This is a genomic window from Stutzerimonas kunmingensis, from assembly GCF_021432085.1.
Lineage (GTDB): Bacteria > Pseudomonadota > Gammaproteobacteria > Pseudomonadales > Pseudomonadaceae > Stutzerimonas.
The window spans coordinates 2,996,937-3,018,906 of the sequence record NZ_CP090366.1 but is presented as its reverse complement, the minus strand read 5'-3'; the positions used below and the strand labels follow the sequence as shown (position 1 = coordinate 3,018,906).

The following is a 21,970-nucleotide window of genomic DNA, read 5'->3' as shown; positions in this document are numbered from 1 at the left end:
GGCGAGCACCGCTCCAAGCATTGCTGGAACGAGCCCTGCGCAGCATTCGTGTAGGACGCAGCGCCATGATCGGCAAATGCTCATCGACAGTGAGCAAGCAACTGGCCGAGCAACTGCTCAATGACGGCATTGGCTACCCCATTGGGCAGGAAAGCCCCAAACGCATCTACAACCTGCGTGATGGTGTGGTTTATGAGGCGGTATACTCCGGCGACAGCTGGCATGGCTATCCATGGCGCTATCGTCCGGGACGCAGGTCTCTGCCTCGCCAGATACAACAGGAACTGGAGCGCCGTGCCGAACGGCAGGGCTGTTTGCCCAGCCACAAGCAATGGATGGTCGCCCTGCGTAATTACGGCGCGAGCGCAAGGTGTTGCAGAAGCGGCGTTCGGATGAATTTACTGAGCCTCGTATCGCGCAGATTCAGGCAGACCTGCGATTACTGGAGAGGAGCCGCGAGGTCGAACTCCTTAAATGGCGTGCTGATGAAGACGTATACATCGAGAACTATGCGAAGAGGGCAGGAGGCTGCGGCGCTAAAGGGGCTGAACCTCTCAGCGCTTTGCAATTGGTGAATATTGATAGACAAGCTATATATCCTAGGTCTGCTGTTAAGCCTAAGAAAATAGCAATTGTACCTATTGGCTGATCTTGGGTTTAATTCTTGGTGTCTTTCTGGGCACTGATTAGAATTGTCCTCATGAAGAATCAGCATTCCTAATGCTACGGCCTAGTCTCTGATAAAGGCCTGGGTCACCTAATATGAATTAAGCCAAGGGGTAAGTCATGAAAACGGTTTTGGTTACAGGTGCGGACGGATTTATCGGATCTCATTTGGTTGAGTTATTGGTTCGTGAAGGGTATAAGGTCAAGGCTCTTTCCCAGTATAATTCGTTCAATTACTGGGGGTGGCTTGAAGATATAATTTGTCTGGAAGACATTGAAGTGCTAAATGGTGATGTTCGTGATCCGCATTACTGCAAGCATATTACCAAGGGCGTGGATTCGGTTTTTCATCTGGCGGCGCTTATTGCTATTCCTTACTCCTATGTCGCGCCTGACAGTTATGTCGATACCAATATCAAAGGTACTCTGAATATCTGCCAGGCGGCACTGGATAACGGTGTGCAGCGTGTTATCCATACGTCCACCAGTGAAGTGTATGGCACAGCCCAATATGTGCCGATCGATGAGAAACACCCAATCCAACCGCAGTCGCCCTACAGCGCTTCGAAGATCGGCTCCGATGCTATGGCGATGAGCTTCTTCAACGCTTTTGATCTTCCGCTGACCATTGCTCGCCCGTTCAATACTTATGGCCCACGCCAGTCTGCGCGAGCTGTCATTCCGACGATTATTACTCAGATTGCCAGTGGCAAGAAGCAGATCAAGCTGGGCGATGTTTCGCCTACTCGCGATTTCAACTATGTCGCGGACACTTGTCGTGGTTTCCTCGAACTGGCTCGCTGCGATAAAGCCATAGGCGAAACTGTCAATATCGGCTCCAACTACGAGATTTCGGTCGGCGATACCCTTGAGCTGATTCGTGAACTGATGGGCAGCGACGTCGAGTTTCTCACCGATGATCAGCGACTACGCCCGGAGAAGTCCGAAGTGTTTCGTCTGTGGTGCGACAACACCAAGATCAACGGGCTGACCGGCTTCAAGCCGGCCTACTCTATCCGTCAGGGTTTACAAGAAACGATCAATTGGTTTTCCGTGGCGGAAAACCTGGCCAAATACAAAGCTGACCTCTACAACGTCTGAGTTCTTGCCCATGTTCAAAACGCTAATCGGTTTCATCCGTGAGCAATACCATACTGATCAGTTCATCCCGCTGCATGCACCCGTTTTCCCGGGGAATGAAAAGCAGTATGTGCTGGAGACCGTGGATTCGACGTTCGTCTCAAGTGTCGGCGCGTTTGTTGATCGATTTGAAACTGACATGGCGGCCTATACCGGCTCACCTCGCGCTATTGCGACGGTGAACGGTACTGCGGCGCTACACGTATCCCTGTTGCTCGCGGGGGTCAAGTCAGGAGATCTGGTTCTGACCCAGCCGCTGACCTTCGTTGCAACCTGTAACGCTATTGCCTATTGCGGAGCCGAGCCGGTTTTCATCGACGTTGATCGGCACACCATGGGCCTTTCCCCGCGGGCCCTTGACGCCTGGCTGGAGGAAAATGCTCTCCTCGATGACGATGGCGTTTGCCGTGTTAGAGAAACAGATCGTGTGCTTCGAGCCTGTCTGCCCATGCATACCTTCGGGCACCCGGCCGATATCGACGGCCTACTTGCAGTGTGCACGCGCTGGAATGTTGCGCTGGTGGAGGACGCGGCTGAATCCTTGGGTAGCCTCTACAAGGGCCGGCACACTGGGACATTCGGTTGTGTTGGAACACTGAGTTTCAATGGAAACAAGATCATAACCACAGGTGGTGGGGGTATGATTTTGGCCGGAGAGGCGCTTGGCGCACGTGCCAAGCACATCACGACAACTGCCAAGAAAGCCCACGCCTACGAGTACGTTCATGACGAGGTAGGCTACAACTACCGCCTGCCCAACCTGAACGCCGCTCTTGGCTGCGCCCAGCTTGAAAACCTTGAGGCCTTTATTTCCAGTAAGCGCGAACTGGCGGCGAGCTACGAGCAGTTCTTCGAGGGGCAGTCGATCCAGTTCTTCCGCGAGCCGGAAGGCTGTCGTTCCAATTACTGGCTGAACGCAGTTGTGTGCGAAGACTTGGCGCAGCGTGATGCGCTGCTGCAGGAAAGCAATCAGGCAGGTGTGATGACCCGCCCTATCTGGAAGCTGATGACTCATCTGCCAGCGTTTTCTAATGCGCTGCGCGGCGACCTTACCAACGCCCTATGGCTCGAAGACCGTGTGGTGAACCTGCCCAGCAGCGTTCGATTGGGGACCTCGGCTTGAGGCGCAAGGTCGCAGTCTTTACCGGTACCCGTGCTGAATACGGCCTACTGTATTGGCTGATGAAGGACATCCAGGCCAGCACGGCCCTTGAGTTGCAAGTAATCGTCAGCGGCATGCACCTGTCTCCCGAATTTGGCGAGACCTGGAAAGTGGTGGAAAGCGACGGCTTTATTATTGACGCCAAGGTCGAAATGTTGCTGTCGTCCGACAGCGATGTGGGGGTGGTCAAGTCCATGGGGCTTGGCATCCTTGGTTTCGCTGACGCGTTGGACCGCCTGCGACCCGATGTGCTGGTAGTATTAGGTGATCGTTTCGAGGCGCTGGCTGTGGTTCAGGCCGCATTGGTGATGAAGATTCCCGTAGCTCATCTTCACGGTGGTGAAATCACCGAGGGCGCCTATGATGATGCCATTCGGCACGCGATCACCAAGATGTCGTATCTGCATTTCGTCGCAGCGCAAGCCTACAGGCAGCGGGTTATCCAGCTGGGTGAGGCGCCACAGCGGGTCTTCAATGTCGGTGCCGTGGGCCTCGATCATCTGCTGCGTAGCGAGCGCATGACCAGGGCGGAGCTCTCACAAAGCCTTGCCTTTGACCTTAACTCGCCTTTTCTGTTGGTGACCTACCATCCAGTGACGCTTGCAGAGGAAGATCCGCTGCGTAGTTTCGAGGCGCTGTTGTCCGCGCTCGACAGGTTCCCGGAACACAAGGTGATCATCACTTACCCGAATGCCGACAATGGTGGACGTGCCATCATCCCGTTGCTCGAAGCCTATGCACAAAAGTCACCTGAAAGGATCAAGGCGATTCCTTCGCTCGGCTTCAAGCGCTACTTGAGCGCCGTCGCGCTGGCTGATGCGGTGATAGGCAATTCTTCCAGCGGGATCATCGAAGTACCGGCATTCGCTGTGCCCACCGTCAATATCGGGGCACGTCAGGACGGGCGTCTGGCGGCGGAGTCGGTCCTGCATTGCGCCGCCCGGGCCGAGGATATTGAGCAGACGTTGCGCACGGCACTTTCCAGCGAATTTGCAGAGGTCTGCCGTAGCGCAGTCAATCCCTACGGCGCGGGCAACGCCTCGCAGAGCATCGTAGCCGTTCTCGAAGGCTGCGATCTGAATCATCACAAGTCGTTTCACGATATAGGTTGAGCCATGAAACTATCCGATGCAGGTGCCGTATACATCATTGCGGAGGCGGGCGTTAACCATAATGGCGAGCGCGATCTAGCCTTTGAATTGGTCGCTGTCGCTGCCGACGCCGGTGCCGATGCTGTTAAGTTCCAGACCTTCGACGCCACGCGACTAGCCTCGAAGACTGCCCCGAAGGCGAGCTACCAGAAGCAGAGCACCGATGTGCAGGAGAGCCAGCTGGCCATGCTCAAGAAGCTCGAACTGCCACGCGACTGGCACTTCGATCTGCAGGCTTATGCACGCAGCAAGGGCATCGAGTTCCTGTCCACGGCATTCGACAGTGGCAGCCTGCAATTTCTCTGCGAAATGAATCTGCCATTTTTCAAGGTGCCGTCAGGTGAGCTGACCAACGGCCCGCTGCTCTGGCAATTTGCGCATACCGGCAAGCCTCTGGTGCTTTCTACTGGCATGGCGACCATGAGCGAAGTCGAGCAGGGCCTTGCTATCGTTGCCCATGCCCTGGCGTCACATGACGAGCCCGCAAGCATGGACGATGTTTGGAAGTGCTGGAGTGATCCACTTAACCGTCGGCGCCTGCAAGGTCATGTCACCCTGCTGCATTGCACCTCTCAGTACCCCACGCCGGCACGTGAAGTCAATCTGCTGGCAATGGACACGCTGAAGGCGTTTGGGCTGGCCGTGGGATATTCCGATCACACCGAGGGCTGTCTTATTCCGGTCGCGGCGGCCGCCCGTGGTGCCGCCGTCATTGAAAAACACTTTACCTTGGATCGAGCAATGCCAGGCCCGGATCACAAGGCGTCGCTGGAGCCGCAGGAGCTCAGGTCGATGGTTTCTCAGATCCGCGCGCTCCAGCTCGCGCTCGGCGATCCGTGCAAGGTTGCGCAGCCCAGTGAATGGGACACACGAAAGGCTGCCCGTCAGCAGGTCGTCGCGGCCCGGCAAATCGCCGCCGGTGCAGTCATTACTCGTGAGGATCTCACCACCGCTCGCAGTGGCAGCGGTTTGCCGCCTACCACCCTGTGGGAGCTCGTGGGCAGCGTCAGCCGTCGAGGGTTCGAAGCGGGCGAGATCATCGAGAAATGACCGCGACCGTGAGCGGCCCCTTGCCGTTGATCCTGCTCGGTGCGGGAGGGCATGCGAAGGTGCTACTTTCACTGGTCCGTGCTCTTGGCTACGAGGTGGTCGGTGTCTGCGATCCGGGCCTGGTCGAGCAGGGTGCCAGCCATTGGCGCGGTCTCAAGGTGCTCGGCGCGGATGATGCATTGGAGAGGTATGCTCCTGACCAGGTCGAGCTGGTCAACGGTATCGGTCAGGTCGTGGCTGGCAACCTTCGCCAGCGAGTGCACGAAAGTGCCTGTGCCAGAGGCTTTCGCTTTCCTGCGCTGGTCCATCCCGCAGCCTGGGTCGACGAAACCGTTGTGCTGGAGGAAGGGGTCCAGGTAATGGCCGGTGCTGTATTGCAACCCGATGTCGTCATCGGCTGCTGTAGCATCGTGAATACCCGGGCCGGCATTGACCACGACTGTCATGTGGCTGCCCATGTGCATATCGCACCCGGTGCGGTGCTGTGTGGTGGCGTAACAATCGGCCAAAGTACGTTTGTTGGAAGCGGATCCACGATTATCCAGGGAATCACCATAGGAGAGAGCGCCCTGATCGGTGCCGGAACCGTCGTCGTCCGCGACGTTCCCGCCCGGGGTGTTCTGATAGGTCCGTCGCCCCGCGCCAAGGGCGTGGTGGGCTCGTGAAACTAAAGAAGGTATGCAATGAAGCAGTGGGAATTAACACTCGTCGATCCTGAGTGCTCTATGGAGCAGGCCATTGCAACGCTGGACCAGGTCGCAGTGAGGATCGTCATGGTCGTCGATCAGGGGCGCCGGCTGCTGGGAACCCTGACCGACGGAGACGTGCGGCGAGCCTTGCTGAAGCAGCGACCACTGAACACGCCTGTCCGGGAGGTTATGTGTTCCACCCCAAAGACAGCCGAGCGTGACTGGACCAAGGACCGCATTTTGACTGTGATGGAGCGTTATCAGCTGTTGCAGCTCCCGGTGCTCGATAGCAATGGAGTGGTGATTGGCCTTGAAACGTTGCATGACCTTCTGAGCAAGCCGCGTCGGAACAACCCGGTCTTTCTGATGGCCGGCGGTTTCGGTACTCGTTTACGCCCGTTGACCCACAACTGCCCGAAGCCTTTGTTGAAAGTTGGTGAAAAGCCGATTCTCGAGCTGATTCTGGAGCGCTTCATTAACTCCGGTTTTCATCGCTTCTTCATTTCCACCCACTACATGCCGGAGATGATCCGTGAGCATTTCGGCGATGGAAGTCGTTGGGGAGTCAGTATTCGTTATATCCATGAAGACTCGCCGCTAGGTACGGGGGGCGCTCTCGGCTTGCTACCGCACGATGAAATCGATCTACCGATGTTTCTAATGAATGGTGACCTGCTGACGACTCTGGATTTCAAAAATCTGCTCGAGTTTCATGAAACCCATTCCGGCGCCGCCACCATGTGCGTACGCGAGTACGAATACTGCGTACCTTACGGCGTGATTCAGAGTGATGGTCATCGAATTCAATCGATGGTGGAAAAGCCCGTGCAGCGTTTCTTCATCAATGCCGGTATCTACATGCTTTCCCCCGACCTGGTGAGAAGCGTATCGGCAGGTACGCGCGTGGACATGCCAACCCTGCTGGAGAACGAGATTTCCGCCGGTCGTGACGTCAACATGTTCCCGGTGCATGAATATTGGCTGGATATCGGCCGTATGGAAGATTTCCAGCGTGCCCAGCAGGAGTTCGGCGGCCTATGAGTCAGTCCGGCGCTTATCTGGTAGTGGGCAGCGGCAGTATCGCCAAGCGCCATATCGGCAACCTGAAGAAACTGTTCGCTCCGGCCAGGGTCGCTTGCGTTTCCGCGTCCGGCCGTGCACTGAGCTCCGGGGATGTTGGGGAAGGTGTCGTGATTCTTCCCTCGATAGCAGAGGCGCTGGCTGAGCAGCCGATCTTCGCGATCATCGCGTCCCCGGCGCCATGGCACGCCGAACACAGCCTACAGTTGTTGGAGGCAGGGGTGCCCGTACTGATCGAGAAACCGATCGCCGATAGCCTGCAGCGCTTGAGTGGTATCCACGATCAACTCATAGGGTATTCCTCGCTCATCGACGTGGCTTATAACCTTCGTTACATGAGCTCAGCGGTGACGTTCAAGACACTCATCGACGAGGGGCGAATCGGGGCGCTGCGCAGTGTCAGTGTGGACGTTGGCCAGTACCTTCCCGACTGGCGTCCAGCCAGCGACTATCGCAAGAACGTGTCTGCCCGCCGTGAGTTGGGTGGGGGCGTTTTGCTGGAGCTTAGCCACGAGCTGGACTACCTTGGCTGGCTATTTGGCCGGTTCGAAACCGTCTATTGTTCGGCGCGCAATACCGGGTCGCTGGAGATCGACGTCGAGGATACTGTCGACGCTTTGCTGATGCGTGCAGATGGGCTGGTCGCGAATGTGCACATGGATTTCCTGCAGCGCGCGCCGGTACGCACCTGCAAGGTCGTTGGTCAAACCGGCACCCTGGTGTGGGACATCCTGAACAACCGCATTTCTCTGTACACCACGCGCGATGAGCAATCGGTGCTATTCGATGATCCGCTCTATGATCGCAATGACATGTACCTTGACCAGCTACGACACTTCGCCAGCGTTGCAAGCGGGCGTGCGCAACCGGCGGTGGGGATTGCCGATGCGCTGGCTACGCTGCATTTGATCGAAGCCATGAAACGCTCCGCTTCGGCGGGCCAGGCCGTTCCTGTTGGAGACATCAAAGCGTGAGTATTTACGCGTTCATCTTCGCCCGTGGCAATTCCAAAGGCCTGCCAGGCAAGAACATCAGGCCGTTGGGGGACACGCCCCTGATCGCCCATTCCATTCTCGCCGCCCGGCAGGTAGAGGCCATCGAGAAGGTATTCGTTTCAACCGATTCGCCAGCGATCGCCGAAGTGGCGCGCACCTATGGCGCGCAGGTCATCCTCCGGCCGGACGAGCTGGCAACCGACACCGCTGCAGAGTGGTTGGCATGGCGGCACGCCATCAACTACCTCAAGGAGCGCGGCGACGACTTCGAGACCTTCATCAGCCTGCCTGCCACCAGTCCGCTGCGCAATGCTGACGATGTCCGCAGTTGCCTGGGTGCACTCGACCAGGATACCGATGTAGTGGTGACCGTTACTCCGGCCGCGCGCAGCCCGTATTTCAACATGGTCGTGCGCGACGACGCGGGCAATAGCAGGCTGGTCTGCACCGGTGAGTCGGTAGATCGCCGGCAGGATGCGCCGGCGGTGTTCGATATGACCACGGTGGCCTACGTAACCCGCCCTGCCTTTGTGCTGGAGCAATCTCGGATTTTCTCCGGTCGGGTTCGGTCGGTGGTGGTTCCGCGGGAGCGGGCTGTCGATATCGATGATATATACGATTTCAAAATGGCCGAAATGTTGTATTTGGACAGAGAGCAAACAGATGCTGAAGGATAAAAGAATTTTAGTGGCAGGGGCGGGTGGCCTACTAGGAAGTACCCTTAGCGCGGCGTTGCTGGAGCAAGGAGCAAAATTGCTTGTTGCTGATATCAATCTACCTTTAATGGACGAGCGCCTCAGGCAGCAGGGCATCGATCAAGAACATCCGGATGTTATGAGGTTTGCTCTCGATCTTAACGACGTCGGATCAGTCGAAGCATTGTTCAATGCTCTAGGCGACGTGGATGGTGCAGTGAATTGCACTTATCCGCGCAACAAGCGCTATGGCGCCAGCTTTGAAAACGTGACGCTCGCTGATTTTAACGAAAACGTGTCTCTGCACCTTGGTTCTTCCTTTTTATTTATGCAGCAGTGCGCAAAGTACTTCGAGCGTAGCCATCGTTCATTTTCATTAGTTAATATTTCATCTATTTATGGTGTGGTACCACCCAAGTTCGAGGTATATGATCGTACGTCAATGACAATGCCTGTGGAATATGCGGCTATCAAGTCCGCCCTAATTCACCTTAGTAAATATTTGGCAGGCTATGTAGGTAACAGCCACTTTCGCTCTAATTGTGTGAGTCCTGGCGGTATATTGGATTCTCAGCCCGAACCTTTCTTGGGGGCTTACAAGAAATATACTTTAGGAAAGGGGATGCTGGATATTAAAGATGTAGTAGGCGCGATCATTTTCCTTCTTTCTGACCACGCAAGCTATGTAAATGGACAAAATATAATAGTCGATGATGGATTTACATTGTGACTTTAACGCTCCAGATGAGAAATGTTTTTGAATTTTTTGCGGGCGGTATCGGTTGTAACCCAAAACGTGGTGCCTTGGTCTGATGATTCTATTTTCTTCCGCGACGTTCATTGTCCTGTCATTTCTCTTGTTGCGAAATAAAAGAATAATTTGTCCGTCCAACGTTGTGTTTGGAAACTATTTTCTCTATTTGGTTTTTCCTGCAACTCTTTTCTATATACTTGATTGGATATCTTGGGAGTATGTTCTACCTTGGGGGAAGCTCAATGACTGGGCGTCGGTCTCTGATGAAGCCGTTCTCTCCTACGCGTATATATTTGCTTTGTTTTTTTATTTTTTACGTTTTCTCGAAGTGCTTCTGGAACGTCAGGATGACGGTGCAGAAATGTTTGAGTATCGTTCGCGGCCGTTTGCGATACTGCTGTGTGCATTTTTCTTGTTCTTGGGGTGCGCTTATTTTTTTGAGGTTACTGGCGGACTGGACGCTTGGTCTGGAAATTATAGTGAAACGTATCTTTCTAAAAAGAAAGGTTATGGACTTCTTAATTTTCTTCTAATCATGTGGTCAAACTTTATGGCTTTTTGGTTGGGATTTTATTGTCGAACAGCTGAGCGAAGAAGTCTTGTTCTAATACTTATTGTTTTCTTGGTTCTCGGTTTCTGCGCCTATTTACAAGGTGTGAAAAGTAGAGTTTTTCTGTTTGGTATATTTTTCAGCCTGCCTTGGCTCGCTGTCGCGCGACTGAGCTTGAAGAAAGGTGTTCTCCTTTTTTTGGGTTTTGTTTTTTTATTCTCTGGGGCAATGTATGTTAGATCCAATGGTTTTTATAAAACTCCTGAGATGCTTCTTGAATATTTTTTGACATACTTTAATACGATATTTCTACATGACATGATTTTGAGGGACATGCCGCCAGATTATTTTCAGACTGTGGGTTTTCCGTTTAGCAAATGGATGACCTTTTTAGGCGTTGCTTCCCCAGATCATATGCATGATATTAGTCGTTGGCTGACATCCATTTATTATCCATCGCAATGGTTTAAAGAGTCCGCTACACAGCAATGGCCAGTCGAAACAGAGCTATATTTGAATTATGGTAACTATGTTTTTTGGATGGCGCCGGTTGCAATCTATTCTTTGTTTATGGGAGGGCTTTATTCTCTCAGGTTCAGGTGTGGGCCAATATTTCTATTTATTTTTATGTCTGAGCTTTTTGTGTTTTTAAGCATGTTCAGGGGGAGTATGTTGCAGTGGATATGGGTATTTAACATCGGGTTCTACTTGTTGCTTTTTTTAGTGCAGCGATTACTTTTCTCAAGAAAGGTTTGTATGCATGAGGCTAGCTAAGCTTATTAGTTTTTTCAGAGAAAAAATCGCTTTCTTTGATGTGCTGGAGCCTGCTCTTTGAACCGTATCTTCAATGTTGGTTTGCGCGGATTGACTCTGTTAAGTAAATTTGTGCTCGTATTTTTTTTGGCTAAGTTTTTAGAGCCCAGCCTGTTAGGGCTTTATGGTCTATTGGCAGCGGCGATCGGTTATTCTCTATATATTTTGGGTTTCGATTTTTACAATTTTTCTACTCGTGAAATCATAGGGTCGAGCTCCAAGGAGTGGCTGCGATTAGTCAGGGATCAGTCGGTATTCTATTTGATAATGTATTTTTTCTTCATGCCTGTAGTCTTGGTGGTTTTCTATATGGGACTGCTTCCGTGGAGTTTCTTTGCTTGGTTCTTGGTGTTGTTGTTTCTGGAGCATTTTGCGCAAGAGATGAACCGTATTCTGGTTGCAATGTCGGAGCAGTTGTTTGCCAGCATCGTGCTTTTTTTACGCAGCGGCATCTGGTGTCTGGCGGTCGTACTGTTCATGTGGCTCAATAAAGACCTGCGTCAGCTGGAATTTATTCTAGCTGGATGGGTTATAGGCGCATTCTCAGCTTGTGCTTTATCTTTGCTCAAATTACGCAGTCTGGATCGCTTGGCTTTGTGTTTGCCGATAGACTGGCGATGGATGAGGAGGGGGGTGAAGGTTGCTGCTCCGCTATTGGTCGCCAGCTTGGCTGTTAGAGGTATTTTTACATTCGACCGTTATTGGGTTGAGTCTGTAACGAATTTGGAAGTGCTGGGTGCCTATGTGCTGTTCATAAGCATGGCTGTAGCGGTACTTTCTTTTTTGGATGCAGGTGTAGTTGTATTCTTCTATCCGAAACTCGTGGCTGCCGCCAAAGCGAAAGAGTTTGCCGTATTTCGGCAAGTGATGAGGTCGTTCTCGGTGAATATCATAGTGGTTACTGCATTTTTAGTTGTTAGTTGCTGGGCCATTGCTAACCCGCTGTTGGCGTGGGTGGGTAATGATATTTATATACAGTATCTTTATCTGTTGCATTGGTTGTTGCTGGCGATAACTTTTTACTCGCTAAGCATGGTTCCCCATGTTGCGCTTTATGCTTTCGATAAAGACAAAGCCATTACGTATAGCCAGTTGGCTGCGTTGGTTGCGTTTCTGATTGTCGCTTATCTCTACTCAGATGCTTATGGGGCACAAGCTATCGCATGGGCGATTTGTGCTGCTTTCGGAATAATGCTGGTTTGGAAGGCTTGGGTGTGTCGCTCTTTATCTACTTTCGATTCAGCGGAACAAGGTGTTTTGAATGACACGCGCTGAGTTACGCTTGCTTGCGGATTATTTGCGAGCTACCGAAAACGAGATAGCAATCGACACAAGCCTGTATGAAATACTCGGCTTGCAACCTTTCCAGGGTGGCTATCTGCCAAGACCGGGCAAGTTTTTAACGAGGCTCGCTCCGTGGCAAAAAAACCTGTTGCCTTGCGTTAGTTTGCTCAGGTTCTTCTGGCGCTTTGGGGGAGGGGCGACTTTTCTATTTGTAGAATGTCTGCGTTTTATTCGATTGGTTGCTCCTAAGAATAAAAAGCCATCACCTGTTCTGTCAGCGGATGATTCATATGGGATTCTATTTTCAGATCGAGCTGCGGGTGTTATCAATCAAGCGATTCCCAATAATGCTCTGGTGTGGGTAACGTTTCCCTGGGTTATTAACGACAGTATAAAAAGCAGTGACCGGACTCTCGATATCCTGATGTTATTAAGTCCAAGCGATTTGATAAGGGCGTGGTCTCTATCTGTCAGGGCTGTTCGCTGCCTTGGGAGGAATGCAACAACGAAACACTGGGTTTTTCAGGGGTACACAGCTTTTCGCTGGATGGCTACTCGAATTGCTTTTGATAAAATCGATGCTAAAGGTTATGTAATTGCTGAGCACTATGATCGGTGGGCGTGCTTGATTGACTCTGTTGTCCACTCTCATTCTAGAAAAGCTTCTGCCCCCCCGCCTGGTTTTACTATTGTTCAGCATGGTTCCTTAATTAGCCTGAATAACAGCCAATCGTCGAAGGCAGAGTTGCCGCTGGCGTTACGCAGCCGTCACCGCTCTGTGTCCTCACTTTTAGTTTATGACATCCATTCTCAGAATGTCTTTTTTAATAGTGTTATTTCGCGTGGCTGCCAGTCGCGCGGTGTGAGAGTGGATTACTATCGGCCCACTATAATTCTGTCTGAGCTTCATGCGCAAAAAGGGTTTAGCATACTTTTTGTCGGGCACTCGTTGTGTGAAAAGCTGCATATTGATCTACATCGCAGTCTTGGCAGCGAGCCAATATTCAGTTTCTATAAACCTCACCCTACGTCACCACCAAGTAATGAGGTCGTCAATCAGTCATGGCTTCTTATCGAGGGTCGCGAGATTTTTCCGCCCGTTGATCTTCTGATTTCTTATCCATCTACATTGGTAGATGAATATGCGTCTCTTGGAGTTCCGGCTGTTCTACATTCGTTAAACGAGTCCGAAGTGGATCGCTCGATGCTTTTGCAGCAAATCCTTTCTACAATTGATCCGCTCATGAGTGAAAAAAATGACATCGCAAATTGATACTTGCTTTTGGGGTTGGTATGGATAATAGAAAATATCAGATTTGTACGTCCTGTATCATGGATAGCACTGACCCAGGTATTAAGTTCGATGCCAGCGGTGTCTGTGATTTTTGCAACAATTTCAAATTCGAAATCGCTCCCAACTGGCATCCCGATGCGCGGGGCGAGGCTGAGCTTGCAGCACTCGCCGCGAAAATCAGGAAGCAGGGTGAGGGCAAGGATTTCGACTGCATCATTGGCTTGAGCGGCGGCCTCGACAGTTCTTACGCGGCTTATATCGCGAAGGAAAAGATGGGGCTGCGCCCATTGCTGTTCCATGTCGATGCGGGCTGGAATACCGACCAGGCGGTGGGCAACATTGAAAAGCTGGTAGATGGCCTCGGCCTTGATCTTTACACCGAGGTCATCAACTGGGAAGAAATGAAGGATCTGCAGGTGGCATTTCTGCGCTCGCAGATTGCAGACCAGGACTTGCCTCAGGATGCCGCCTTTTTCTCCGGCCTGTACAAGTTCGCCCGCAAGCATGGCATCAAGTACGTGTTGACCGGCGGCAACTATTCCACCGAATGCTGCCGCGAGCCCGAGGAGTGGGGTGGCTACCCGGGCATCGACAAGACCCTGTTCGCGGATATTCACAAGCGCTTCGGCAAGCGACCGCTGAAGACCTTCCCCCTGGTCGATATCATGACCTACAAGATCCTCTACCAGCGTGTACTGGGGATGGAGATCGTCAAGCCGCTCAACCTGGTGCCTTACGTCAAGAAAGACGCCGAAGCGGAGCTCGAGCAGCGCTTCGGTTGGCAGAAATTCCAGCACAAGCACCACGAATCCCGCTTCACGCGCTTCTACGAAGATTACTGGATGCCGCGCAAATTCGGCTACGAGAAGCGCCGTGCGCATTTCTCCAGCCTGATCATGACCGGGCAGATGACCCGCGACGAAGCGCTGGAACGTATCGCCAAGCCCGAGATGGACGAGCAGTTCCTGAAAACCGAATTCGAGTTCGTGGCCAACAAACTGGGGCTTTCGGTCGCTGAGCTGCAGGCAATTTTCGAAGGCGAGAACAAGACGTATCGGGATTACAAGAACAAGCGCTTTCTAATCGGCATCGGTTCGCGTGTAATGAGCGCCCTCGGATTGGAGAGAAGACTTTTCAGATGATCACCATCATCGATTATGGTCTGGGTAACATTCAGGCCTTCGTAAACGTCTACAAGCGCCTGCATATACCGGTCACGGTAGCGACCAGCGCTGATCAGCTGGCCGGTGCCAGCAAGCTGATCCTGCCGGGCGTGGGCGCCTTCGACCATGCCATGCAGCGCCTGAGTGCGTCTGGAATGCGGCAAACGCTCGATGACATGGTGCTTGGCCAGGGTATTCCCGTGCTGGGCATCTGCGTGGGCATGCAGATGCTCGCCGACTCCAGTGACGAGGGTGTGCTGCCCGGCCTGGGGTGGATTCCAGGAAAGGTGCGCAGTTTCCATTCGGTGCACGAGTCGAGTGAGCTGGCTCTACCCCATATGGGCTGGAACGATGTGCTGCCAACGCCCGGAAGCCCGTTGTTCCGCGGGCAACAGGAAAGCTGGCTGTTCTATTTTCTTCATTCCTACTTCTTCGAGTGCGCTGAGCCTGAGCATATCGCTGCTACTGCCACCTATGGCGCTGGTTTTAGTTGTTCAGTCTCATCGAAGAATGTGCATGGGGTGCAGTTCCACCCTGAGAAGAGCCACCACTGTGGCGTCGCCCTGCTGAAGAACTTCGCGGAACTGTGAAATGTTGAGACCACGCATCATCCCCTGCCTGTTGATTCAAGATAGCGGTCTCGTCAAGACCGTTCGTTTCAAGGATCCTAAATACGTTGGTGATCCGATTAATGCAGTGAAGATCTTCAACGAGAAGGAAGCGGATGAGCTGATCGTCATCGATATCGATGCCACTACCAACGGCCGCGAGCCCGATTACCAGCAGATCGCTCACCTTGCGTCTGAATGCCGGATGCCGCTTTGCTACGGCGGAGGCGTGCGTACAGCCGAACAGGCCAAGCGCATCATCGCGCTGGGCGTCGAAAAGGTTGCCATCAGCTCGGCTGCACTGGCCAATCCCACACTGATCAGTGAAATTGCTGCCGAGATTGGTCGGCAGAGTGTGGTCGTAGTACTCGATCACAAGCAGCGGTTACTGGGCAAGACTCAGGACGTCTGGACACATAACGGCACGCGCAACACCAAACGCGGCGTCGTCGAGGTCGCGTTGGAAATGGAGAAGCTTGGGGCCGGCGAGATAGTTCTTAACTCCATCGATAACGACGGGAAGATGAAAGGCTATGACCTCGCGCTGGCTGCGCACTTGCGCGAGCTGCTGACCGTCCCGCTGACGGTGCTTGGTGGCGGTGGCAGCCTCGATGATATGCACAAGGTGGTCGCTGCCTGCGGTGTTGTTGGCGTCGCGGCAGGCAGTTTTTTCGTGTTCAAAGGCCCTTATCGCGCGGTGTTGATCAGCTATCCCACAGCACAGCAAAAACTCGACTCTATCTATTCAGCCTTGCAGGATGGTCGCTAAGCGACTCTGCACCTCGACTCTAGGTTTCTTTATGTTCAAAGGAAAAAAGCTACTCATTTCCGGTGGCACCGGCTCTTTCGGCAACGCCGTGCTCAAGCGATTTCTCGATACCGATATCACTGAAATCCGCATTTTCAGCCGTGACGAGAAAAAGCAAGATGACATGCGTAAACGCTACGCCAACTCCAAGCTGAAGTTTTATATTGGTGATGTGCGCGATTACCAGAGCGTGTTGAACGCCACGCGAGGGGTGGACTACATCTTCCATGCCGCGGCGTTGAAGCAGGTCCCGTCCTGCGAGTTCCATCCTATGGAGGCGGTTAAAACCAATGTGCTTGGCACCGAGAACGTTTTGGAGGCTGCAATCCAGAATGAAGTGAATCGGGTGGTTTGCCTTAGTACGGATAAGGCCGTTTACCCGATCAATGCCATGGGTATCTCCAAGGCAATGATGGAAAAGGTCATGGTCGCCAAGTCGCGAAACGTTGATGAGACCAAGACGGTCATTTGCGGCACGCGATACGGAAACGTGATGGCTTCGCGTGGTTCGGTAATCCCTTTGTTTATCGAGCAGATTCGTGCCGGCAAGCCGCTGTCGATCACTGATCCGAATATGACCCGTTTCATGATGACCTTGGCCGATGCGGTCGATCTGGTGCTCTATGCCTTCGAACACGGTAATAACGGCGACCTATTCGTACAGAAAGCGCCGGCTGCAACCGTAGAAACCTTGGCGCTGGCGCTGACCGATCTGGTTGGAAAGTCCGACCATCCAATCCAGGTGATTGGTACCCGTCATGGCGAAAAGCTGTATGAAGCTTTGCTCAGTCGCGAAGAAATGGCTTGCGCTGAGGATATGGGAAAGTACTTCCGTGTACCGCCTGATCTGCGCGACCTCAATTACGCAAAGTTCGTGGAGCAGGGCGAAACAAAAATTTCCCGCACCGAAGATTACAATTCGCACAATACCGAGCGATTGGATGTAGCGGGAATGCAGCAGCTGCTGCTGAAGCTTGATTTCATGCGCGCTATCCAACGCGGTGAGCACGCAACGCCCGAGGAGTGAAGAATGAAGGTTCTGATTACTGGGGCTAATGGCTTTGTCGGCCAGAATCTCATCGCGCATTTGGGCGAGCGCGCCGACATCGAGGTGCTACGTTTTACCCGTGAGGATTCGCTGGAAAATTTGCCTTGCCTGGTTGCTCAGGTGGAATGCATCTTTCATCTCGCTGGAGTCAATCGCCCGCAAGACCCACAGGAATTTCATACCGGCAATACCGATTTGACCCGTACGCTGTGCGAAGCCATCAAATCCTCTGGCCGGCAGATCCCGGTGATTTACACCTCTTCCAGCCAGGCGGAGCTGGATAACCTCTATGGCAGCAGCAAGCGGGGCGCTGAGCAGGCGTTACTGGAGCTGCAGTCCACCCAGGGCTCTCCGGTTCATCTATTTCGCCTGCCTAATGTCTTCGGAAAATGGGCGCGACCAAATTACAACTCGGCAGTGGCGACCTTCTGTCATAACATCGCGCGTGACCTGCCAATCCAGATCAATGATTCCGCCGCGCGTATCAATCTCGTCTACATCGATGATGTGATCAGTCAGTTCGTTGCGATCATGGATGGCAAGTTGACCGGGAAGCCTTTCGTCGGTGTTGAACCGCAATACAGCATTTCGGTTGGCGAGCTGGCCGAGCAGTTGTATGCCTTCCGTGATAGCCGCAAGTCCATGGTCACCGAGCCTGTAGGTGGCGGTTTGATCAGAGCGTTGTATTCCACTTATCTGAGCTACCTGCCACCCGAGCGCTTCACTTACGAGGTGCCCAGGTATGGTGATCCACGCGGCGTCTTCGTGGAAATGCTCAAAACCAGGGATTCGGGGCAGTTCTCCTTTTTTACGGCTCATCCCGGTATTACTCGTGGTGGGCATTACCATCATTCCAAGACGGAAAAATTCCTGGTCATCAAGGGCAAGGCCTGTTTCCGTTTTCGGCATATCCTGACTGGTCAGTTCTACGAACTGTTCACCACCGGAGAGCGGTCGGAAATTGTCGAAACTGTCCCGGGTTGGACGCATGACATCACCAACGTAGGGGAGGACGAGATGATCGTGATGCTGTGGGCCAACGAAATCTTCGATCGTGAACACCCCGATACCTATGCTCGGCCAGTCGGCACCGAAGCCTGAGTACGAACAGGAAACCGCAATGAAGAAGCTGAGAGTCGTAACCGTAGTAGGTACTCGCCCCGAAATCATTCGCCTGTCGAGGGTGATGGCCAAGTTGGATGAATACTGTGAGCATGTGCTGGTGCATACCGGCCAGAACTACGATTACGAACTGAACGAAATCTTTTTCCAAGATCTGGGCATTCGCAAGCCGGATCATTTCCTCAATGCTGCCGGTGCCAGCGGTGCGGAAACCATCGGGAATGTGATCATCGCTGTGGACCGCGTGCTGGCTGAAGTACAGCCCGAAGCGCTTCTGGTACTGGGCGATACGAACAGTTGTATGGCTGTGATTCCGGCCAAGCGCCGCAAGATTCCCACCTTCCATATGGAAGCGGGTAACCGTTGCTTCGACATGCGCGTGCCGGAAGAGATCAATCGCCGCATCGTTGATCACACGGCCGACATCAACCTGACCTACAGCACCATTGCCCGCGATTATCTACTGCGCGAAGGGTTGTCGCCGGACATGGTGATCAAGACCGGCAGCCCGATGTTCGAAGTGCTCAATTATTACCGCGAGGGTATCGAGGCTTCCGATGTGCTGGAACGGTTGGGCCTTGAGGCCGGCAAGTTTTTCGTGGTCAGTGCGCACCGTGAAGAGAATGTCGACTCCGACAAGAACTTCCTCAAGCTGGTTGAGGTGCTGAATACCGTCGCTGCGCACTATGGCTTCCCGGTAATCGTCTCTACCCATCCGCGCACCCAGAAGCGCGTGGATGCGATGGGCGTGCAGTTCCACGCCAATGTTCGCCTGCTCAAGCCGCTGGGCTTCAAGGACTACAACAAGCTGCAACTCACTGCCAAGGCAGTGTTATCTGATAGCGGCACGATCAACGAAGAGTCTTCAATCCTGAATTTCCCTGCGTTGAATATTCGCGAGGCGCATGAACGCCCGGAAGGCATGGAGGAGGCTGCGGCGATGATGGTCGGTCTTGAGAGGGAACGTGTATTGCAAGGGCTCCAGATTCTCGAAAGCCAAGCTCGTAATGAAGAGCGTAGCTTGCGCTTGGTGGCGGATTACAGCATGCCGAATGTATCGGACAAGGTAGTGCGTATTATCCATAGCTATCGGGATTATGTGATGCGCACGGTTTGGAAGCGGTATTGATGTCTAGAAGACTGGACCTGGTAATTATCAATCGAAGCTTCTGGCCAATTTATCCCGTGATTGGTGAGGCTCTGATGCGTTTCGCCGAGCAGCACGCACAGATGCAGTCTGTTGGCGTAATTCTTCAGGACCATGCCGATATTAAGAAACACCTTGCGTGTGAGCAACGCGGGGACAAGGTTGGCTTTTATCCCTGCCGTGCTTTTTCTGTCTCTGGCAGTAGTATTGTGCGACGTGCCGCCGACGCGGTGTTTTTTATGTTGTGGGTGTTCGCAGTTCTGCTGATAAAGCGCCCCAAGAAAGTGTATGTGTCCACTGACCCGCCGGTTCTGGTACCCTTCATCGTGATGGTGTACAGCAAGATTTTTCGGGCGCGGTATGTGTATCACCTGCAGGACATTCACCCCGAAGCGGCTAATGTTGTTTTTCCTGTACGGCCAGTAATTTATCGTTTTTTGCGCTGGCTCGATGCAATTACGATGCGAAACGCCAGTCTTCTGATCACGATCACTGAGGAAATGGCCACGGAAATTAAGGAGCGATCCGGCACGCTGTCTCCTGTTCAGATTTTGTCGAACCCTTCCGTATCCTTCGAGGAGGTAGTGCTGCCTGACAACAAACGACCCGGATTCGCCTTCTGTGGGAATGCTGGGCGTTTGCAGCGGATACCTTTATTGATTCAGGCCATTGAACAGTATTGTGCGGGCGGCGGAAAATTGCCCTTTGTTTTTGCTGGTGCTGGCGTGTTTTCCGAGAATTTAAAGGAGCTTGCAGCCACGCATGGTAATGTCACTTATTTCGGGTTCGTTTCGGCACTCGAAGCAGCTCAGTTGAATGCTGACTATCAATGGGCACTCCTGCCGATTGAAGATGAGGTGACTCGCTTTGCGTTCCCTAGTAAGTCATCTTCCTACGTTTTCTCAGGAGCTTTGGTTGCAGCTATCTGTGGAGCGGAAACCAGTGTTGCCAAGTGGGTTTTGGAAAAAAATTTGGGAGTAGTTCTCGATCCCACCGCTGACGGACTCTGCCAGTTTTTCCGTGCTGTTGAGAGTGGAGACTTGTCACCTGGGTCTTTCGATACTGACCGTGAAAAGCTCAAAGAACATCTGGGGTTTGATGTTTTTGTGGAGCGCTTGAGCCAATTGGTCATAAGTGAGCGGAGTATTTGAGGGATGACAAAAATAATGCTGACCGGAGCTAACGGATTCGTTGGCTCTGCATTGAAAGCTGAACTGGTATCTGGCTCTGGTATTCACCTAGTAACTGCGGTACGCCGGGGGAGGAAAAGTCCTGACTGTGTTGCTGTAGGCAATATTGATGGGGGCACGGACTTTTCTGAAGCTCTAGCAGGCGTCGATGTCGTCATTCATGCAGCTGCCCGTGCCCATATCATGCGTGATGAGGTGGATGATCCCCTTGCCGAATACCGTAAGGTTAATGTTGAGGGCACGTTGAACTTGGCACGCCAGGCGGTTTCCGCCGGAGTCCGGCGTTTTGTATTTCTGAGTTCGATTAAAGTCAACGGTGAGGCGACCGCCCCGGGAAATCCTTTTCACGCCGATGACGTGCCGTCGCCAGAGGATGCCTATGGTATTTCCAAGTTGGAGGCCGAGCAGGGATTAATACTGTTGGCCGCTGAAACTGACATGGAGATAGTCACTATTCGGCCGCCATTGGTATACGGCCCTGGCGTGAAGGGGAATTTTGCCAGCATGATCAAGCTGGTCGATAAAGGTATCCCGCTTCCTCTAGGCGCCATCCATAACGAGCGTTCCCTGGTGGGTGTCGACAACTTGGTCGATCTGATCATCCGCTGCATCGATCATCCCGCCGCCGCCAACCAGGTTTTTCTCGCGGGAGACGGCGAGGATCTGTCTACAACCGAGTTACTGCGTGGCGTGGGCAGTGCCATGGGCAAGCCTGCTCGGTTGATTCCCGTCCCGGCTGGCATGCTTCAGCTTAGTGCTACCTTATTGGGAAAGAAAGCCATGGCACAGCGGCTGCTTGGTTCGTTGCAGGTGGATATCAGCAAGACCTGCGAGCTGCTGAACTGGAAGCCGCCCTATACGGTGGAAGAAGGGCTCAAGCGCTGCTTCGAGCGTTCCAATTGATTTGTTATCGGATGAACCCGTGATTCGAATTTTCGATTTTCTTTTTTCGCTGTTAGGCCTGGTGGTCGGGTTTCCGGTGCTATTGGTGCTGACGATTATTGGTTTGTTCGATACCGGCTCACCGATCTTTCGGCAGGTACGTGTTGGGCGTCATCAGAAGCCTTTCTCGTTAGTCAAGTTCCGCACTATGAAGGTAGATACCGCATCGGTTGCCACTCACTTGGCCAGTAGTGCTTCCATTACCCGTTTCGGTCATTTCCTGCGCAAGACCAAGCTGGATGAATTGCCCCAGCTCTGGAATGTACTCAAGGGTGAGATGAGCCTGGTAGGGCCGCGCCCCGGGCTGTTCAACCAGGAAGAGTTGACGCAAGAACGCGCCAAGCGCGGGGTATTCGATGTTCGACCTGGGATTACCGGGCTGGCACAAGTGAATGAAATCGATATGTCCACGCCGGCATTGCTGGCCGAAACAGACCAGAAGATGATCCAGAGCCTTACGGTGACGGATTATTTCAAATACATCTTTATGACGGTGGCCGGAAAAGGGGCAGGCGATAGGGTTCGGTGAGGTCTCGTTGTTGTCTTGCTTTGCCTGTTCCCGATCGGGCTGAAGCGCCCCTTGAGGTATGCGGTATGTGCGTTTTCGCTAGCAAGCTGG

The 21,970-nt window shown here is 53.0% G+C and carries 22 protein-coding genes; all 22 read left to right on the top strand.

What is annotated here, in order from left to right; all coding sequences use genetic code 11:
• Positions 1-65 precede the first annotated feature (65 nt).
• The 22 genes from LW136_RS14140 to LW136_RS14035 all read left to right on the top strand — a co-directional run bounded on the left by LW136_RS14140 (position 66) and on the right by LW136_RS14035 (position 21,880).
• The gene (locus LW136_RS14140; protein WP_234173137.1) at positions 66-575 is read left to right on the top strand and encodes a hypothetical protein; all 510 of its coding nucleotides are present in this window, start codon (positions 66-68) and stop codon (positions 573-575) included.
• 211 nt (positions 576-786) lie between these two features.
• Positions 787-1,767 (top strand): NAD-dependent 4,6-dehydratase LegB, encoded by a 981-nt coding sequence (locus LW136_RS14135; RefSeq protein ID WP_200650144.1) that lies wholly within the window; start codon positions 787-789, stop codon positions 1,765-1,767.
• A 10-nt stretch (positions 1,768-1,777) separates the two neighbouring features.
• A complete protein-coding gene (locus LW136_RS14130) occupies positions 1,778-2,929 on the top strand; it encodes a LegC family aminotransferase (RefSeq protein ID WP_200650143.1) in 1,152 nt (383 codons plus the stop codon).
• Positions 2,926-4,080, top strand: a complete 1,155-nt coding sequence (gene neuC, locus LW136_RS14125; protein WP_042926933.1) for a UDP-N-acetylglucosamine 2-epimerase — start codon at positions 2,926-2,928, stop codon at positions 4,078-4,080. The genes LW136_RS14130 and neuC overlap by 4 nt, the downstream gene beginning before the upstream one ends.
• Before the next feature lie 3 nt (positions 4,081-4,083).
• Complete coding sequence (gene neuB, locus LW136_RS14120; protein ID WP_042926932.1) at positions 4,084-5,169, top strand: N-acetylneuraminate synthase; 1,086 nt, start codon at positions 4,084-4,086, stop codon at positions 5,167-5,169.
• Positions 5,166-5,834: an acetyltransferase gene (locus tag LW136_RS14115; RefSeq protein ID WP_200650141.1), complete on the top strand. Its 669-nt coding sequence runs from the start codon at positions 5,166-5,168 to the stop codon at positions 5,832-5,834. The genes neuB and LW136_RS14115 overlap by 4 nt, the downstream gene beginning before the upstream one ends.
• An 18-nt stretch (positions 5,835-5,852) precedes the next feature.
• The gene (locus tag LW136_RS14110; RefSeq protein WP_234173136.1) at positions 5,853-6,899 is read left to right on the top strand and encodes a nucleotidyltransferase family protein; all 1,047 of its coding nucleotides are present in this window, start codon (positions 5,853-5,855) and stop codon (positions 6,897-6,899) included.
• The gene (locus tag LW136_RS14105; RefSeq protein WP_048512695.1) at positions 6,896-7,912 is read left to right on the top strand and encodes a Gfo/Idh/MocA family protein; all 1,017 of its coding nucleotides are present in this window, start codon (positions 6,896-6,898) and stop codon (positions 7,910-7,912) included. Before LW136_RS14110 ends, LW136_RS14105 begins: the two co-directional genes overlap by 4 nt.
• Positions 7,909-8,610, top strand: a complete 702-nt coding sequence (locus LW136_RS14100) for an acylneuraminate cytidylyltransferase family protein (RefSeq protein WP_042926929.1) — start codon at positions 7,909-7,911, stop codon at positions 8,608-8,610. Before LW136_RS14105 ends, LW136_RS14100 begins: the two co-directional genes overlap by 4 nt.
• Positions 8,597-9,358 (top strand): oxidoreductase, encoded by a 762-nt coding sequence (locus LW136_RS14095; protein ID WP_042926928.1) that lies wholly within the window; start codon positions 8,597-8,599, stop codon positions 9,356-9,358. Before LW136_RS14100 ends, LW136_RS14095 begins: the two co-directional genes overlap by 14 nt.
• A gap of 82 nt (positions 9,359-9,440) precedes the next feature.
• The gene (locus LW136_RS14090; RefSeq protein WP_234173135.1) at positions 9,441-10,706 is read left to right on the top strand and encodes a hypothetical protein; all 1,266 of its coding nucleotides are present in this window, start codon (positions 9,441-9,443) and stop codon (positions 10,704-10,706) included.
• 57 nt (positions 10,707-10,763) lie between these two features.
• On the top strand, positions 10,764-12,020 hold the full coding sequence (locus tag LW136_RS14085; RefSeq protein WP_048512693.1) for a lipopolysaccharide biosynthesis protein: 1,257 nt from the start codon (positions 10,764-10,766) through the stop codon (positions 12,018-12,020).
• The gene (locus LW136_RS14080) at positions 12,007-13,302 is read left to right on the top strand and encodes a hypothetical protein (RefSeq protein WP_234173134.1); all 1,296 of its coding nucleotides are present in this window, start codon (positions 12,007-12,009) and stop codon (positions 13,300-13,302) included. Before LW136_RS14085 ends, LW136_RS14080 begins: the two co-directional genes overlap by 14 nt.
• Positions 13,299-14,465, top strand: a complete 1,167-nt coding sequence (locus tag LW136_RS14075; protein ID WP_234173133.1) for an N-acetyl sugar amidotransferase — start codon at positions 13,299-13,301, stop codon at positions 14,463-14,465. The genes LW136_RS14080 and LW136_RS14075 overlap by 4 nt, the downstream gene beginning before the upstream one ends.
• Positions 14,462-15,076 carry an imidazole glycerol phosphate synthase subunit HisH gene (hisH, locus tag LW136_RS14070; RefSeq protein WP_042926925.1) on the top strand — a complete coding sequence of 205 codons (615 nt, stop codon included), beginning with the start codon at positions 14,462-14,464 and terminating at the stop codon, positions 15,074-15,076. Before LW136_RS14075 ends, hisH begins: the two co-directional genes overlap by 4 nt.
• Before the next feature lies 1 nt (position 15,077).
• Positions 15,078-15,863, top strand: a complete 786-nt coding sequence (locus LW136_RS14065; protein WP_102832825.1) for an AglZ/HisF2 family acetamidino modification protein — start codon at positions 15,078-15,080, stop codon at positions 15,861-15,863.
• Positions 15,864-15,894: 31 nt separating this feature from the next.
• Entirely contained in the window at positions 15,895-16,929 is a 1,035-nt protein-coding gene (locus tag LW136_RS14060; RefSeq protein ID WP_042926923.1) for a polysaccharide biosynthesis protein, read from the top strand.
• A gap of 3 nt (positions 16,930-16,932) precedes the next feature.
• Positions 16,933-18,051: a UDP-2-acetamido-2,6-beta-L-arabino-hexul-4-ose reductase gene (gene wbjC / locus LW136_RS14055; protein WP_234173132.1), complete on the top strand. Its 1,119-nt coding sequence runs from the start codon at positions 16,933-16,935 to the stop codon at positions 18,049-18,051.
• Positions 18,052-18,070: 19 nt separating this feature from the next.
• Positions 18,071-19,201, top strand: a complete 1,131-nt coding sequence (gene wecB / locus LW136_RS14050) for a non-hydrolyzing UDP-N-acetylglucosamine 2-epimerase (protein ID WP_200650137.1) — start codon at positions 18,071-18,073, stop codon at positions 19,199-19,201.
• The gene (locus tag LW136_RS14045; RefSeq protein WP_234173131.1) at positions 19,201-20,370 is read left to right on the top strand and encodes a glycosyltransferase family protein; all 1,170 of its coding nucleotides are present in this window, start codon (positions 19,201-19,203) and stop codon (positions 20,368-20,370) included. Before wecB ends, LW136_RS14045 begins: the two co-directional genes overlap by 1 nt.
• Before the next feature lie 3 nt (positions 20,371-20,373).
• Positions 20,374-21,312, top strand: coding sequence for a UDP-glucose 4-epimerase family protein (locus LW136_RS14040; RefSeq protein WP_234173130.1), 939 nt, complete (start codon positions 20,374-20,376; stop codon positions 21,310-21,312).
• 19 nt (positions 21,313-21,331) lie between these two features.
• Positions 21,332-21,880: a sugar transferase gene (locus tag LW136_RS14035; RefSeq protein ID WP_234173129.1), complete on the top strand. Its 549-nt coding sequence runs from the start codon at positions 21,332-21,334 to the stop codon at positions 21,878-21,880.
• Positions 21,881-21,970: the final 90 nt, after the last annotated feature.